This window comes from Streptomyces sp. ISL-43 (assembly GCF_018614195.1).
GTDB lineage: Bacteria > Actinomycetota > Actinomycetes > Streptomycetales > Streptomycetaceae > Streptomyces.
Window position 1 is genome coordinate 37017 of the sequence record NZ_JAGGOT010000071.1, and the last position, 14301, is coordinate 51317.

The 14301-nt window shown below is 73.5% G+C and carries 11 protein-coding genes; 7 read left to right on the plus strand and 4 right to left on the minus strand.

What is annotated here, in order from left to right; translation table 11 throughout:
* The first annotated feature begins 1 nt into the window (after position 1).
* Positions 2-2275: a bifunctional salicylyl-CoA 5-hydroxylase/oxidoreductase gene (locus tag J7F03_RS34055; protein ID WP_214956421.1), complete on the plus strand. Its 2274-nt coding sequence runs from the start codon at positions 2-4 to the stop codon at positions 2273-2275.
* Between the two features lie 18 nt (positions 2276-2293).
* Here the strand turns inward: J7F03_RS34055 and J7F03_RS34060 are convergent, their stop codons facing one another.
* The 3 genes from J7F03_RS34060 to J7F03_RS34070 are packed head-to-tail and all read right to left on the minus strand — an operon-like array spanning position 2294 to position 5656.
* Positions 2294-3139 carry a GNAT family N-acetyltransferase gene (locus J7F03_RS34060; RefSeq protein WP_214956423.1) on the minus strand — a complete coding sequence of 282 codons (846 nt, stop codon included), beginning with the start codon at positions 3137-3139 and terminating at the stop codon, positions 2294-2296.
* Positions 3140-3195: 56 nt separating this feature from the next.
* Positions 3196-3996: a PaaX family transcriptional regulator C-terminal domain-containing protein gene (locus J7F03_RS34065; protein ID WP_214956425.1), complete on the minus strand. Its 801-nt coding sequence runs from the start codon at positions 3994-3996 to the stop codon at positions 3196-3198.
* 4 nt (positions 3997-4000) lie between these two features.
* The gene (locus J7F03_RS34070) at positions 4001-5656 is read right to left on the minus strand and encodes an AMP-binding protein (RefSeq protein ID WP_214956427.1); all 1656 of its coding nucleotides are present in this window, start codon (positions 5654-5656) and stop codon (positions 4001-4003) included.
* A 225-nt stretch (positions 5657-5881) separates the two neighbouring features.
* Between J7F03_RS34070 and J7F03_RS34075 the strand changes: the two genes are divergently transcribed.
* The 4 genes from J7F03_RS34075 to J7F03_RS34090 all read left to right on the plus strand — a co-directional run bounded on the left by J7F03_RS34075 (position 5882) and on the right by J7F03_RS34090 (position 8952).
* Positions 5882-7057, plus strand: coding sequence for an acyl-CoA dehydrogenase family protein (locus tag J7F03_RS34075; protein ID WP_214956430.1), 1176 nt, complete (start codon positions 5882-5884; stop codon positions 7055-7057).
* Positions 7054-7452: a RidA family protein gene (locus J7F03_RS34080; RefSeq protein WP_214956432.1), complete on the plus strand. Its 399-nt coding sequence runs from the start codon at positions 7054-7056 to the stop codon at positions 7450-7452. The genes J7F03_RS34075 and J7F03_RS34080 overlap by 4 nt, the downstream gene beginning before the upstream one ends.
* A gap of 203 nt (positions 7453-7655) precedes the next feature.
* Entirely contained in the window at positions 7656-7979 is a 324-nt protein-coding gene (locus J7F03_RS34085; protein WP_214956434.1) for a hypothetical protein, read from the plus strand.
* A gap of 145 nt (positions 7980-8124) precedes the next feature.
* Complete coding sequence (locus tag J7F03_RS34090; RefSeq protein ID WP_214956436.1) at positions 8125-8952, plus strand: hypothetical protein; 828 nt, start codon at positions 8125-8127, stop codon at positions 8950-8952.
* Positions 8953-9080: 128 nt separating this feature from the next.
* Here the strand turns inward: J7F03_RS34090 and J7F03_RS34095 are convergent, their stop codons facing one another.
* Positions 9081-10463: an aminopeptidase P family protein gene (locus J7F03_RS34095; RefSeq protein ID WP_214956437.1), complete on the minus strand. Its 1383-nt coding sequence runs from the start codon at positions 10461-10463 to the stop codon at positions 9081-9083.
* Positions 10464-10634: 171 nt separating this feature from the next.
* Between J7F03_RS34095 and J7F03_RS34100 the strand changes: the two genes are divergently transcribed.
* Positions 10635-13010 carry a collagenase gene (locus J7F03_RS34100; RefSeq protein ID WP_214956438.1) on the plus strand — a complete coding sequence of 792 codons (2376 nt, stop codon included), beginning with the start codon at positions 10635-10637 and terminating at the stop codon, positions 13008-13010.
* 90 nt (positions 13011-13100) lie between these two features.
* Complete coding sequence (locus J7F03_RS34105) at positions 13101-14258, plus strand: FAD-binding oxidoreductase (RefSeq protein ID WP_214956439.1); 1158 nt, start codon at positions 13101-13103, stop codon at positions 14256-14258.
* Positions 14259-14301 lie beyond the last annotated feature (43 nt).

The following is a 14301-nucleotide window of genomic DNA, read 5'->3' on the forward strand; positions in this document are numbered from 1 at the left end:
GATGCCGGACGCCGAGGCACTGCGGGTCGCCGTCGCGGGCGGGGGACCGGGCGGACTCTACGCCGCCGCGCTGCTGGCCCGGCAGGGGCACGCGGTGGAGGTCTGGGAGCGCAACGCCCCCGACGACACCTTCGGCTTCGGCGTGGTGCTCTCCGACGAGACCCTCGGCGGCATCGAAGCGGCCGACGCCGTCGTCTACGCCGCCCTGTGCGCGGAGTTCACGCGCTGGGACGACGTCGACATCGTGCACCGGGGCCGGCTGCTGACCTCCGGGGGCCACGGCTTCGCCGCGCTGGGGCGCCGCCGCCTCCTGGAGATCCTGCACGAGCGGTGCGCGGGCCTCGGGGTCCGGCTGCGCTTCCGTGCCGAAGCACCCGACCCGCGGGAGCTCGCGGCCTCGTACGACCTGGTGGTCGCGGCGGACGGGGTGCACAGCCCGATCCGGGAGGGCGGGGCCGCGCACTACCGGCCGACGCTCACGGCGGGGCGGTGCCGGTACATCTGGCTGGCCGCCGACTTCGCGCTCACGGCCTTCCGCTTCGAGATCGCCGAGACCGAGCACGGGGTGATGCAGCTGCACGCCTACCCGTACGCGGCGGACGCCTCCACCGTGATCGTCGAGATGCGCGAGGAGGTCTGGCGGCAGGCCGGCTTCGACCTGTGCGACGAGGAGGAATCGGCGGCGCGCTGCGCCAAGATCTTCAGCGAGGCCCTGCGGGGGCGGCCGCTGCGCGGCAACCGCTCGGCGTGGACCCGCTTCCGCACGGTGGTCAACGAGCGCTGGTCCCACGGCAACGTGGTGCTGATCGGCGACGCGGCGCACACCGCGCACTTCTCGATCGGCTCCGGTACCAAACTGGCCGTGGAGGACGCGCTCGCGCTGGCGCGGGCGCTGGAGGCCCAGCCGGACGTCCCCGCCGCGCTGGCCGCCTACGAGGCCGAGCGACGCCCGGCGGTGGCCTCCACCCAGCGGGCGGCGGCCGCCAGCATGCGGTGGTTCGAGGAGATCGCCGGATACGTGGACCAGCCCGCCCGGCAGTTCGCCTTCAACCTCCTCACGCGCAGCAGGCGGGTCACCCACGGCAACCTGCGGCTGCGCGACCCGCGCTTCACGCGTGCGGTGGAACGCGAGTTCGGCTGCCCCGACGAGGGCCCGGACCGGGCGGGAACGCCACCGATGTTCACGCCGTTCACCCTGCGGGGGCTGACCCTGCGCAACCGGGTCGTGGTGTCCCCGATGGACATGTACTCGGCCGCCGCGGGCGACGGTGTGCCGGGCGACTTCCACCTGGTCCACCTCGGCGCGCGGGCGCTCGGCGGGGCCGCGCTGGTGATGACGGAGATGGTCTGCGTCAGCCCCGAGGGCCGGATCACGCCCGGCTGCACGGGCCTGTACACCTCGCAGCAGGCGGCCGCCTGGGCGCGGATCGCCGACTTCGTGCACACCTCCGCGCCCGGAGTCGCCTTCGGCGTCCAGCTCGGCCACTCCGGCCGCAAGGGCTCGACCCGGGTGATGTGGGAGGGCATGGACACCCCGCTGCCGGAGGGCAACTGGCCGCTGGTGGCCGCCTCCGCGCTGCCCTACCGGCCCGGGGTCTCGGCGGTACCGCGCGCCCTGACCGCCGCCGATCTCGCCGCCGTCCGCTCCGACTTCGCGGCCGCCGCCGTCCGGGCCGCCGCGGCCGGCTTCGACCTGCTGGAACTGCACTGCGCGCACGGCTACCTGCTCTCCGGGTTCCTCTCCCCGCTGACCAACCACCGCACCGACGCCTACGGCGGCCCGCTGGAGAACCGGCTCCGCTTCCCGCTGGAGGTCTTCGACGCGGTCCGTGCCGTCTGGCCCGACGACCGGCCGATGACGGTCCGCCTCTCGGCCACCGACTGGGCGCCCGGCGGCACCTCGCCCGAGGACGCCGTGGCCATCGCCGGGGCCTTCGCGGCCCACGGCGCGGACGCCGTCGACGTCTCGACGGGCCAGGTGGTGGCGGACGAGGCCCCCGAGTACGGGCGCTCGTACCAGACCCCCTACGCCGACCGGATCCGGGCCGCCCTCGGCGTCCCCGTCATCGCGGTCGGGGCGATCTCCTCCTGGGACGACGTCAACTCCCTGCTCCTCGCCGGCCGCGCCGATCTCTGCGCGCTGGGCCGCCCGCACCTCTACGACCCGCACTGGACCCTGCACGCGGCCGCCGAGCAGTCCTACACGGGCCCGGCCGCGCCCTGGCCCGCCCCTTACCTGGCCGGCAGCCGCAAACCGCCGACCGGGCGGGACTAGTCCCGCGGGCGGGGCCGCTCACGTCGCGGTCAGCCCTACCTCCACGCGGTCCTCGACCGGGGTGTAGCCCAAGCGCTGGTAGACGCCGTTGCTCGTGGGGTTGGCCAGGTCCGTGAAGAGGAGCACCTCGTGCGCGCCGGCCGCGTACGCCGCCTCGCTCGCGGCGTACGTGACCCCGGCGGCGTAGCCGCGGCCGCGCAGCTCGGGCGGGGTGTAGACCGGGCCGACGCGGGTCACCGCGCCGACCGGGCGGAAGAAGCCGGCCAGCGAGACCGGGGCCCCGGCGTCCTCCCAGAGCAGCATTCCGCCGTAGGAGAGCCGGTCGCGCAGGGCGGCCTCGGAGGCGGTTCCGCCCTCGCCGGACTCCTGCTTGAAGGCGGTGACCCAGTCCAGCAGCAGCGGGAGGTCCTCCGGGGTGGCGAGCCGGGCCCGCCCGGCCGGGGCGGGATCCGGGGCGATGAGCCCGGCGAGCCGGTAGAGGCGGTTCTCCTCGGCGATCTCGGTGGGCTTGCCCCAGGCGGCGGCCAGTGCCCGCGCGTCCTCGCGGCGGGCGGTGAGCGCGTCGACCCCGGCCAGCAGCGGCTCGGCGGTGAGCGCGATCCCCAGCTCGCGGACCGCCTCGGCGGGCAGCGCGCCGATCATCAGCGGGTACGGCGGGGTGCACAGCAGGGCGCCGGCGACGGCCGCGTCCTCGCCGGTCCACCAGCCGAAGAGGGGGTCGGCGGAGCCGAAGGCGCCTGGGCCTCGCCGCTCCAGGGCGTCGATCACGGTCAGCAGGGAGGTGTTGGCGACGGGGTCTGCGGCGACGGCCGGACGCGCCACGGCCAGATAGGCCGCCAGGTCCGAAGTGAAGGTCCAAGGCATGGCTCATGGTGACCCGTGCCCGGTCCGCCGCGCAGCCGGTTTTCCGCTCGGCCGGCCTACGGTTCCACGAACCCGGCGCCGATGTCCCGCAGCCGGTCGTGGAGTTCGGCGAAGACCGCCGCCGAGCGGTCGCCCGGCCAGTCCGCCGGGAGCAGGTCCCGGGGCAGGCCCGGGTCGGCGTACGGGAGGCGGCGCCAGCTGTCCAGGGCGAGGAGGTAGCCGCGGTAGGCGGCCTCCGGGTCCGGGGCCGGGCCCGCGTGCAGGGCCCGCAGGGCCGGTTCGTGGAGGTCGAGGAACTCCTCGTGCTGCTTGGCCAGCGCCGCCAGGTCCCACCAGCGGGCCACCGACTCCGCCGTCGGAGCGAAGCCGAGGTGGACGCCCCGGAAGAGCTCCACGTACGGCGTCAGGCGCAGCCGGTCCAGGGTGCGCAGGGTCTCCCCGTGCAGGTGGGCGGGGGCGATCCACACGCCGGGCGAGACCGAGCCGAAGCCGAGCCGGGCCAGCCGGGAGCGCAGCAGGTGCCGTTTGGCGCGCTCCTGCTCCGGGACGGAGAAGACCGCGAGCAGCCACTCCTCGGACCGGCGCGGAGCCCCGTAGATCCGCCGGTCGCCGTCCTCCAGCAGTTCGTGGGCCTCCTCGGAGAGCTCGTACGCCGCCGAGCCGTCCCCGGCCCGCGCGGGCAGCAGGAAGCCGCGCCGCTTCAGCCGGGACACCGACGAGCGGGCGGACGGAGCGTCCACACCGGCCGCGCCCAGCAGGCGCACCAGCGCGGACACCGGGACCGGGCCCCGGAAGGCCCGCCCGTAGGCTCCGTAGAACGTGACGATCAGGGATCGCGGGGGATGTTGCTCGACCACGGGTTCACTCTAGGACGTGCCCGGCTGGTCGGGCCGGGTGGACTGGTCCATCCTCGCGCAGCCGGAAGCGTTGCAGTTTGCCCGTCGCCGTCCGCGGCAGGGCCGGCAGGAAGACGAAGGTGCGCGGGCATTTGTGCGGAGCCAGCTCGCCGCGCATGAAGGTGCGCAGGGCGTCCTCGGTGAGGACGGCGCCCTCCCGGGGGACGGTGTACGCGACCACGATCTGCCCGCGCCGCTCGTCCGGGCGGCCGACCACCGCCGCCTCCAGTACGTCGGGGTGGCGCAGCAGGGCCTCCTCCACCTCCGGGCCCGCGATGTTGTACCCCGCCGAGATGATCATGTCATCGGCCCGGGCCACGTAGCGGAAGTAGCCCTCCGGATCGCGGATGTAGGTGTCACCCGTGACGTTCCAGCCGTTCCGTACGTACTCGCCCTGCCGCGGGTCCGCCAGATAGCGGCAGCCCACCGGCCCCCGGACGGCCAGCAGCCCCGGCTCGTCGTCCGGGACCGGCCGGCCCGCCTCGTCCACCACCCTGGCCTGCCAGCCCGGCACCACCCGGCCCGTCGTGCCGGGGCGGATGTCCTCGTCGGCCGCCGAGATGAAGATGTGCAGCAGCTCGGTCGCGCCGATCCCGTTGATGATCCGCAGACCCGTCCGCTCGTACCAGGCCTGCCAGGTGGCGGCCGGCAGGTTCTCGCCCGCCGAGACGCAGCGGCGCAGCGCGCTCAGGTCGTAGGCGCCCGTGTCGTACGGGCCCAGCGTGTCCAGCATCGACCGGTAGGCGGTCGGCGCCGTGAACAGCACCGACACCCGGTGCTCGGCGAGCGCGGGCAGCAGCCGGCGCGGGGAGCCGTCCTCCAGCAGCAGGGCCGAGGCGCCGGCCCGCAGCGGGAAGACCACCAGCCCGCCGAGGCCGAAGGTGAAGCCGAGCGGCGGGCTCCCCGCGAAGACGTCGTCGGGGCGGGGGCGCAACACCTGGCGGGAGAAGGTGTCGGCGACCGCGAGCAGATCGCGGTGGAAGTGCATGCAGCCCTTGGGGCGCCCGGTGGTGCCCGAGGTGAAGGCGATCAGCGCGACGTCGTCGGCGGAGGTCTCCACCGCCGCGAAGGGCTCCTCGTGGCGCTCGGAGGCGGCCAGCCGCAGCAGGTCGTCCGGGGCCCCGCCGCCGTACGCGGTGATCCGCAGGCCCGGCACCTGGGCCTTGACCAGGTCGTCCACCGCGCCCGCATGGCACAGGGCGTGGCTCACCCGGGCCATCGCGCACACCGTGGACAGCTCCTGCGCGCGCTGCTGGGCCAGCACGGTCACGGCCACCGCCCCCGCCTTCATCACCGCCAGCCAGCAGGCGGCGAGCCAGGGGCTGGTGGGGCCGCGCAGGAGCACGCGGTTGCCGGGGACGACGCCGAGGTCGGTGGTGAGGACGTGCGCGAGCCGGTCGACGCGGGCGCGCAGCTCTCCGTACGACCACACCGTGCCGTCCGCACCGCGGAAGGCGGGCCGGTCGGGGCCGAGCCGCGCGATGGTGGCGTCGAGCAACTCCACGCCGCAGTTGAGCCGGTCGGGATAGGCCAGCTCGGGGAGTTCGAAGAGGAGCTGCGGCCAGGCCTGCGCGGGCGGCAGATGGTCGCGGGCAAAGGTGTCACGGTGAGCGGAAGGCATGAGCTCCAAGGCGGGTTCGCCCCCTTGCAACGGTCCGGACCCCGGGGTCGGGGCCGGACCCTCCGTATGGACCTTGAGGAACCGGTGGGACCTGATGCGCCTGTCTCTGGTGGGCCGGTGGAACCTGTGGCACTGAATGTGTGGAGCCTGCCGTGCGGTCGCAGCACGAGCGTATCGTCATGGTGACGGCAGTCAACAGGACGCGATAGAGGCTGGGGCATACGGATGACCGGATTCGCGGGATCCGCAGGATTCGCGCTCGGGGCGGACCAGGAGGAGTGGTGCGCGCGCCTGCGCGCACTGGCGGCGGAGCGGCTGCGGCCGCTCGCCGAGAAGGGGGAGCCGGGCCGGGTCAACCGGCCGCTGCTCGCGGCACTGGGTGAAGCGGGTCTGCTGGAGCGGCTGTTCACCTCGGGCGCGCTGGAGCTGTGCCTGCTGCGCGAATCCCTGGCCTACGGCTGCACCGAGGCCGAGACGGCGCTCGCCCTCCAGGGGCTGGGCGCCTACCCGGTCCTTCGCGCGGGCAGCGAAGGTCAGCGCGAGCGCTGGCTGCCGGGGGTGCGCGCCGGCCGCACGGTGGCGGCTTTCGCGCTGAGCGAGCCCGGGGCCGGCTCGGACGCGGCGGCGCTGGAACTCGAAGCCGTACGGGAGGTACGCGACGGGGTGGCGGGCTGGCGGCTCAGCGGGCGCAAATGCTGGATCTCCAACGCGCCCGAGGCCGACTTCTACACCGTCTTCGCCCGCACCGGCGAGGGTCCGGGGGCCAAGGGGATCACCGCCTTCCTGGTCCCGGCGGACCGGCCGGGGCTCTCCGGCGAGGCCCTCGACATGCTCTCCCCGCACCCCATCGGTGAGCTGCTCTTCGACGGGGTCCCGGTCGGCCCGGGCGACCTGCTCGGCGAGCCGGGGCGCGGCTTCCGGGTGGCCATGGACACCCTGAACCTCTTCCGGCCCAGCGTGGGTGCCTTCGCCGTCGGGATGGCCAGGGCCGCCCTGGACGCCACGGTGGCGCACACGGCGGCCCGTACGGCCTTCGGCGGGGTACTGGGAGACCTCCAGGCCGTGGCGCACCGGGTGGCCGAGATGGCGACGCGGACCGAGGCCGCCCGGCTCCTGGTCTACGCGGCGGCCGGGGCCTACGACGCCGACGCCGGCTCGCCGGAGGTGCCGCGGCGGGCGGCCATGGCGAAACTGCTGGCCACGGAGACGGCCCAGTACGTGGTCGACCACGCCGTGCAGCTGCACGGGGCGGTCGCGCTGCGCCGGGGCCACCTGCTGGAACACCTCTACCGGGAGGTGCGGGCCCCGCGGATCTACGAGGGGGCGAGCGAGGTGCAGCGCACGATCATCGCGAAGGAGCTCTACCGGGACCTCGCCCGGGCGGCGGCGGTGGAGGCATGAGCCTGGAGCGGATCAATCCGCGGGAGCTGTCCCCGGCGACGGGCTTCTCGCACGCCGTCGTCGCGAGCGGCGGCCGGCTGGTGTTCCTGGCAGGCCAGACGGCGCTCGACGGCGCGGGCAAGGTGGTGGGGGAGACGCTGCCGGAGCAGTTCGAGCGGGCGCTGGCCAATCTGCTGGCGGCGCTGGCGGGGGCGGGCGGCTCGCCGGCCGATCTGGCGCGGGTCACCGTGTACGCGGCGGACGTGGCGGCCTACCGGGCGTGCGCGTCCGAACTCGGCGGGATCTGGCGCCGGTTGGCGGGGCGCGACTATCCGGCGATGGCCGTGGTGGGGGTGGTCCGGCTGTGGGACGAGGCGGCGATGGTGGAGATCGACGGCCTCGCGGTGCTTCCGTAGCCCTTACGCAGCCCTTCCGTAGCCCTGCAGTAGGTCTTTCCGCAGGTCAGGATGGGTGCCTTTGACAGCGGGCGGGGGAGGGGGGAGGGTTGAAATGCCCCTTAATGGGGCGAATTCGACCTTATTTTCGGAGGTGCATGACCATGCGCCGTGGGTTCGTTGCGGCAACCGTGGCAGGGGCCGCCGGCATCACACTCGCCCTGATGCCCCTCAGTAACGCCTTCGCATCGGGACTGCCGCAGACGTATCAGTGTTCCGACTGGCGGGGGGACAACTGGTGGCGCCACTGCTGCGACCCCTCGCGCTGGAACGACGACCGTCCCAGCTGGTGCTGGGACAACAGCAACTGGAACAACCACCGTTGGGACAACGACCACTGGAACCACGACTGGAACAACAGCGACTGGAGCAACGACAACTGGAACAACGGGCGGCACGACGGCGACCGGCACGACAGCTGGAACAACGACTGGCGCGACGGCCGCTGGAACGACGACCACCACGACTGGAGCAACTGGAACGACTGACTGACCTCCTGCCGGGGACGGTTGGGGAGCGGCGCCGCGACGGCCATCGCGCGGAACGGCTGCGTCACCCTGCGTGTACCGGGCACAATTCGGCTGGTTCCGCAGGCAGCAGCTTCCGCACGACCGTCACTTCTTGGAGCAGCCGGTGTCGTCTGAAGAGCTCCCCTTAACTATCACGCCCCAGCAGGCGACCTACGGTGTGATCCTCACCGTTCGACTGTCGACGGGCCCCGCCCGCCTCAGGATCCCGCCGTCCAAGGACGGCGACCTCGTACGGGCCCGCGTGGGCGACCGCGAGGTGTTGGTCCGGATCCGGGTGGGCCCGGCCGCGGGCGCCGCCCCGGCCGGGCCCACCGCGGGTCCGGGTCCGGCTCCGACTCAATCCGCCCCGGCGGTCAGTCCCTGGGTGGGCACCCCGAACGCCCAGGCATCCCCGGCACCCCCGGCCGCACCGCGCGCCTCGGGTGCGCGGGGATGTCTGGTCGCGGCCGGTGTCCTCGCCGCCGTGGCCGTCGTCGCGCTCGTGCTGAGCCGGGGCGACGGCGGTGGCGACGGCGAGGACACGGCGGCGCCGCCCCCCGCCCCCTCGCTCAGCGCCTGGTCGCCGACCCCCACCCCGCCCGCGGCGGGGGCTCCGGAACCGGCGGACACGGCCCCGGCCGTCGTGCCCGAGCCGGTCCTCCCGTCCACCGAGGCCCCGGCGCCCACCCCGTTCGACCGGGGCACCTGCCTGAACGGGGAGCTGCCGGACTCGACGACCGCGCAGCGCGTCACCGGCGTTGAGGAGGTCTCCTGCTCGGCGTCCGACGCGCACTACCGGGTCATCGAGAGCATCCCGATGACCTCGGACCTGGACCGCTGCAACGACAACCCCAAGACCCAGTACGCGTTCTCCTACCGCTACACCCGCAACGGGGTCCCGATCAACCAGTACGTGTACTGCCTGGTCGGGATCGGCTCGTACGCGCGCTGAGCGGCGGTGTGGCCCGGCGGCTGAAGCGGAGCCAGTGGACACTGGCCCCCGCGGACAGCACGCGCGGCCGGGGTCCGGCGAAGGCGGCTTCGACCAGTTCCCGGCCGACAAGATCCGAAAGGGATGGCCTAGCCCTCCAGCAGGTTCCCCATCCACTCCTCGATCCCCGCGACCGTCCGCGGCAGGGCGCCCGACATCAGCCGGGCGCCCTCGGCCGTGATCACCAGGTCGTCCTCGATGCGGACGCCGATGCCGCGCAGCTCCGGCGGCAGGGTCTCGTCGTCGGGCTGGAGGTAGAGCCCGGGCTCGACGGTGAGGACCTGGCCCTCCTCCAGGATCCCGTCGAGGTAGGCGTCCGCCCGCGCCTGCGCGCAGTCGTGCACGTCCAGGCCCAGCATGTGCCCGCTGCTGCACAGGGTGTACCGCCGGTGCAGGTCGCCCTCCGCGTGCTTGAGCACGCCCCACTCCGCGAGCCCCTCGGCGATCACCCGCATCCCGGCCCGGTGGAAGTCGCGGAAGCTCGCGCCCGGCCGCAGCGCCGCCATGCCCGCGTCCTGCGCGGCCAGAACCAGCTCGTACACCTGCCGCTGGACGGGGGAGAAGCGCCCCGACAGCGGGAGGGTGCGGGTGATGTCGGCGGTGTAGAGGCTGTCGGTCTCCACGCCCGCGTCCAGCAGGAGCAGTTCGTCGCCGCGGAGCCGGCCGTCGTTGCGGATCCAGTGCAGGACGCACGCGTGCGCGCCCGACGCCGCGATCGTCTCGTACCCGGTGCCGTTGCCCTCCGCGCGGGCGCGGCGGTTGAAGACCCCTTCGATCCAGCGCTCCCCGCGGGGGTGGGCCAGCGCGCGCGGGAGGTCCCGTACGACGTCCTCGAAACCGGCGGTGGTGTGGTCGACGGCCAGTTGCAGCTGTTCCACCTCCCACGCGTCCTTGACCAGGCGCAGCTCGGAGAGCACGATGCCGAGCTCGGCGTCCGTGGAGGCGTGGCGCCCCGACGGGGAGCCGAGCGTGTCCAGGTGCGCGCAGCGGATGCCGGAGAGGCGCTCGGCCTCCGCCAGGTCGGGGCGGCGGCCGACCCAGAACTCCCCGTAGCGGCGGTCCCGGTAGAACTCCTCGGTGCCGTCCGAGCGTGAGGAGCGGGGGCGCAGGTAGAGGACGGCCTCGTGGGCGTGCGGGCCGGCGGGCTCCAGGACCAGGACGTGGCCCACCTGGTCCTCGCCGGTGAGCCCGGTCAGCCAGGCGTAGGCGGTGTCCGGCCGGAAACGGTAGTCGCAGTCGTGGGTGCGGGCGCGCAGCTCCCCGGCCGGGATGATCAGGCGCTCTCCGGGGAAGCGGGCGGAGAGGCGGGCGCGGCGGGCGGGGGTGAGCGCGTACGCGGGGATGCGGTCCGACTCCGGGAGCGGTGAGGCGACCCAGTCGGACGCCATGAATCGGGACAACTCCGGTGATACCGGCAGGTCATGGCTGCCGATGTTGAGCCCGGCGGTGGGGCGGGAGTGGGGGTCGGTCACGGGAGCTCCCTCAAGAAGATGCAACTGGTGGGCGCACAGGTCTTGTCAGTGCAATTTCACATTACTATGTTACAGCTCACACCGCGGTTCGTTAATCCCCGTCAAACGCCGCGTGAAGCAGGGCGATTCACACACCACTGCCCCCACCTCCCCTCCCAACAGGAGTTCTTGGTGTCCCAGCACAGAGTTGTGCGTACGTCTCTCCTCTCCGCCGCCGTCGCGGTCACCCTCCTCGCCACCGCGGGCCAGGCCGTGACCCAGGCCGCGGAGACCGGTGCCGGCGCGAAGGTCCCGGGCGTCACCGCGCCCGACACCTTCGCCGCGGGCGCCCAGGGCACCAACCCCTTCGACGAGGTCGACCACATCGCGGACGCGCCGAAGACGGACCCGGCCCCCGCTCCGGCCCCCGGCGGCGAGGCCGTCGCCGACGGCAAGGTTCCCGGCGCCGTCACCAAGCCCGCCGCAGCGAGCACCGCGAAGAGCGGCAAGCTCGCCGCCTCCGCCCAGGGCGTCGCCGCGGGCGTCCCCTGCACCCTTGACGGGATCACGAACCTCTCTCCCGAGCAGTTCGCCGACTTCCTCGCCGACCCGGCCGTCACCGCCGGCTCGGGCGGCTGCCTCTCGGGCCTCATCTGGACCTGGGACGCCCGCCTGGCCCCCGTCATGTCCGATGCCCACGTCCAGGCCGTCTCCCTTCGGATATCCGGCCTGGCCGCCGCCCACGACGGCCGCAACTCCTCCCACCTGGAGGAGATGTTCACCTACCTGCACGCCGTGGCCTTCCACGACCACTCGCGCACCGAGATCGACGTCACCGACGCCCCGACCGTGAACGCGATGCGCCAGGCCATCGCCGACTTCGCCGGCGCGGCCCGCACCTTCGACGTCACCGCCTCCAACGCCCGCACCCTGCGCGAGGCCCTCTACGCGGGCAGCGCCCCGGGCCTGCGCCAGCACCAGCTCGGCCTGATCAAGAACGTCCTGGCCACCATGGACCCCGCGCACCCCGCGACGAACCTGGACACCGCCTGGGCGGGCGCGGCGCTCGCCGCCCTCTCCGTCAACTACCTCGGCGTGTACAACCAGGACGCCGCCTTCCAGGCGGCGGCGGCCGGCGACGCCTCGTACCGCGCCGTCTTCAAGAACTTCGCCACGTACGCCCACCTCAAGGGCACCGCCAACGCCTGGGTGGCGCGCGACGCCCTCGCCGAGTACGGCCGCTTCGGCCAGATCGCGAGCCTGAGGGACGGGGTCGTCGCCGACCTCGGCGCACTGCTGGGCCCGGTCAAGTCCGCCTTCGGCGAGGGCAGCCAGCAGTGGGCGAAGGCAGTCTCCTGGCTCACCTACTACGGGGCGTGCAAGCAGTACGGGGTGTGCAAGGAGGACATCGAGCAGCAGCTCTTCCCGAACACCTTCACCTACGACAACGGCGCCATCAAGGTCCGCACCGGCCTCGACCGGGCCACCGTCGACCAGCTCTACTACGCGAGCAAGCAGGTCAAGACGCAGTTCCACCGCGTCCTGGGCACCGACCAGCCGCTCGCCGGAGACGTCAACGCCACGCTGAACATCGTGCTCTACGCCTCGCGCGCCGACTACGAGAACTACCACCCGGTCCTGACGGGCTACGGCACCAACAACGGCGGCATCTACATCGAGAACGGCGCCACCTTCTACACCTATCAGCGCCGCGTCCCGCAGGACTCCCAGCTCACCCTCGAAGAGCTCTTCCGCCACGAGTACACGCACTACCTCAACGGCCGCTTCGCCGTCCCCGGTTCCTTCGGCCAGGGCCCCTGGTACGCGAACGACCGCACGACCGCCATGGACGAGGGCACCGCCGAGTTCTTCGACGGCGCGACCCGCGACAACGGCATCGCCGTACGCAAGTCCCTGGTCAAGAGCATCATCAACGACACGGCCGGCGGCGGCCCGCGCATGTCGGTGGACCAGCTGCTGCACGCCACCTACGACGGCGACGGCTTCCGCTTCTACAGCTACGCGGGCACCTTCTTCGAGTTCATGTGGACCGAGCATCCCTCGCTGCTCAAGGAGATGTACGGCCACCTGCGCGCCGACGACCCGGCGGGCTTCGACGCCTGGCGGACCCGGATGGGCCAGGACTCCTACCTCCAGCGCGACTACGACCGCTTCCTCGACGCCCAGATCGCCAAGGTCGACCAGCTGTTCGTGCCGAACACCTCCTTCACCCCGAACGCCCAGCTGCGCGACGCGGCGCTCGCGGACGTGAAGGCGTCCTTCGAGACGGCCACGTACAGCAACCCGGACTGCGTGGAGAACGGCGACCCCGGCAAGCGCCGGTTCACCTGTACCGGCAAGATCACCGCGAACCTGAAGAAGTGGCGCAACGAAGACCAGAACTTCAAGGACATGTCCGAGACGGTCGACTACTTCCTCCTCGACCGGGCGGGCGCGGCCTCGAACAACCTGGCCGACATGAACTGCTCCTTCGGTCCGATGGAGATCTGGACCAACCACGTCGCGGGTACGTCGAGTTACACCTGCGAGGGTCCGCTGCGCAGCTGACCGGCCGCGGGCCGGTCCCGTCCCCCGGGGCCGGCCCCCTTTCCCGGCACCTCCCTGTCCCCTCTCTAAAGAATGTGACATATTACTGCCGTGCCCAAGAGAACCCCCCTGGATGTCGTGATCATCGGCGCGGGCGTCGTCGGAGCCGCGTGCGCGTACTACGCGGCGCGCGCCGGGCTCAGTGTGGCCGTCGTCGACCGGGGCCCGGTCGCGGGCGGCACGACCGGCGCCGGCGAAGGCAACCTGCTCGTCTCCGACAAGGAGGCGGGCCCGGAGCTGGACCTCGCCCTGCTGTCGGCGCGCCTGTGGCGCGAGCTCGCACCCGAGCTCCCCGAGGAGATCGAGTACGAGGCCAAGGGCGGCCTGGTCGTCGCGGCCGACGAGACCACGGTCAAGGGGCTACGGGGCTTCGCGCGGGGCCAGCGCGCCGCCGGGGTCGACGCGGTGGAGGTCGGGCCGGACGAACTGCGCGAACTGGAGCCCCATCTGGCCCCGGGCCTGGCGGGTGGCTTCCACTACCCGCAGGACGCGCAGGTCCAGCCGGCCCAGGCGGCGGCGCGGCTGCTGGCGGCCTCGGGTGCGCTGGTGTACCTCGGCGAGGAGGTGACGGGCCTGCTGCTCGGCCCCTCCGGGTCGGTGCGGGGCGTCCGCACGGCCCGCCGGGACCTGTCGGCCCCGGCGGTGGTCAACGCGGCCGGGACCTGGGGCGGCGCGGTGGCCGCGCTGGCGGGGGCCTCGCTGCCGGTGCTGCCGCGGCGGGGGTTCGTCCTGGTCACGGAGCCGCTGCCGAGGGTGGTGCGGCACAAGGTCTACGCGGCGGACTACATCGCCGACGTGGCGAGCGGCTCGGCCGCGCTGCAGTCCTCGGCGGTGGTCGAGGGCACCCCGGCGGGCCCGGTGCTGATCGGGGCGACCCGGGAGCGGGTGGGCTTCGACCGGTCGCTGTCGACGGAGGCGCTGCGGCGGCTCGCGGCGCAGGCGGCCGCGCTGTTCCCGGTGCTGTCGTCCGTCAAGGTGCTCCGGACCTACCACGGCTTCCGCCCGTACCTGCCGGACCACCTCCCGGCGATCGGCCCGGACCCCCGGGCGCCGGGGCTGCTGCACGCCTGCGGGCACGAGGGGGCGGGCATCGGACTGGCCCCGGCGACGGGTGCCTTGATCGCGGCGGCCCTGACCGGCACCGGGCCGCCCCTGGATCCGGCGCCCTTCGACCCGGCCCGCTTCGGATCAAGTCCCGCCGGCGTGTGAGGCGGTCTTCCAGCCCGTCCGCCGTTTGAGGACCGGGGTCCGG

What these genes read in the sequence shown, in the direction of transcription:
- J7F03_RS34055 (WP_214956421.1), top strand. Translation starts at nt 2, where the DNA reads ATGCCGGACGCCGAGGCACTGCGGGTCGCCGTCGCGGGCGGGGGACCG.
- J7F03_RS34060 (WP_214956423.1), bottom strand. Translation starts at nt 3,139, where the DNA reads ATGCCTTGGACCTTCACTTCGGACCTGGCGGCCTATCTGGCCGTGGCG.
- J7F03_RS34070 (WP_214956427.1), bottom strand. Translation starts at nt 5,656, where the DNA reads ATGCCTTCCGCTCACCGTGACACCTTTGCCCGCGACCATCTGCCGCCC.
- J7F03_RS34075 (WP_214956430.1), top strand. Translation starts at nt 5,882, where the DNA reads ATGACCGGATTCGCGGGATCCGCAGGATTCGCGCTCGGGGCGGACCAG.
- J7F03_RS34080 (WP_214956432.1), top strand. Translation starts at nt 7,054, where the DNA reads ATGAGCCTGGAGCGGATCAATCCGCGGGAGCTGTCCCCGGCGACGGGC.
- J7F03_RS34085 (WP_214956434.1), top strand. Translation starts at nt 7,656, where the DNA reads ATGCCCCTCAGTAACGCCTTCGCATCGGGACTGCCGCAGACGTATCAG.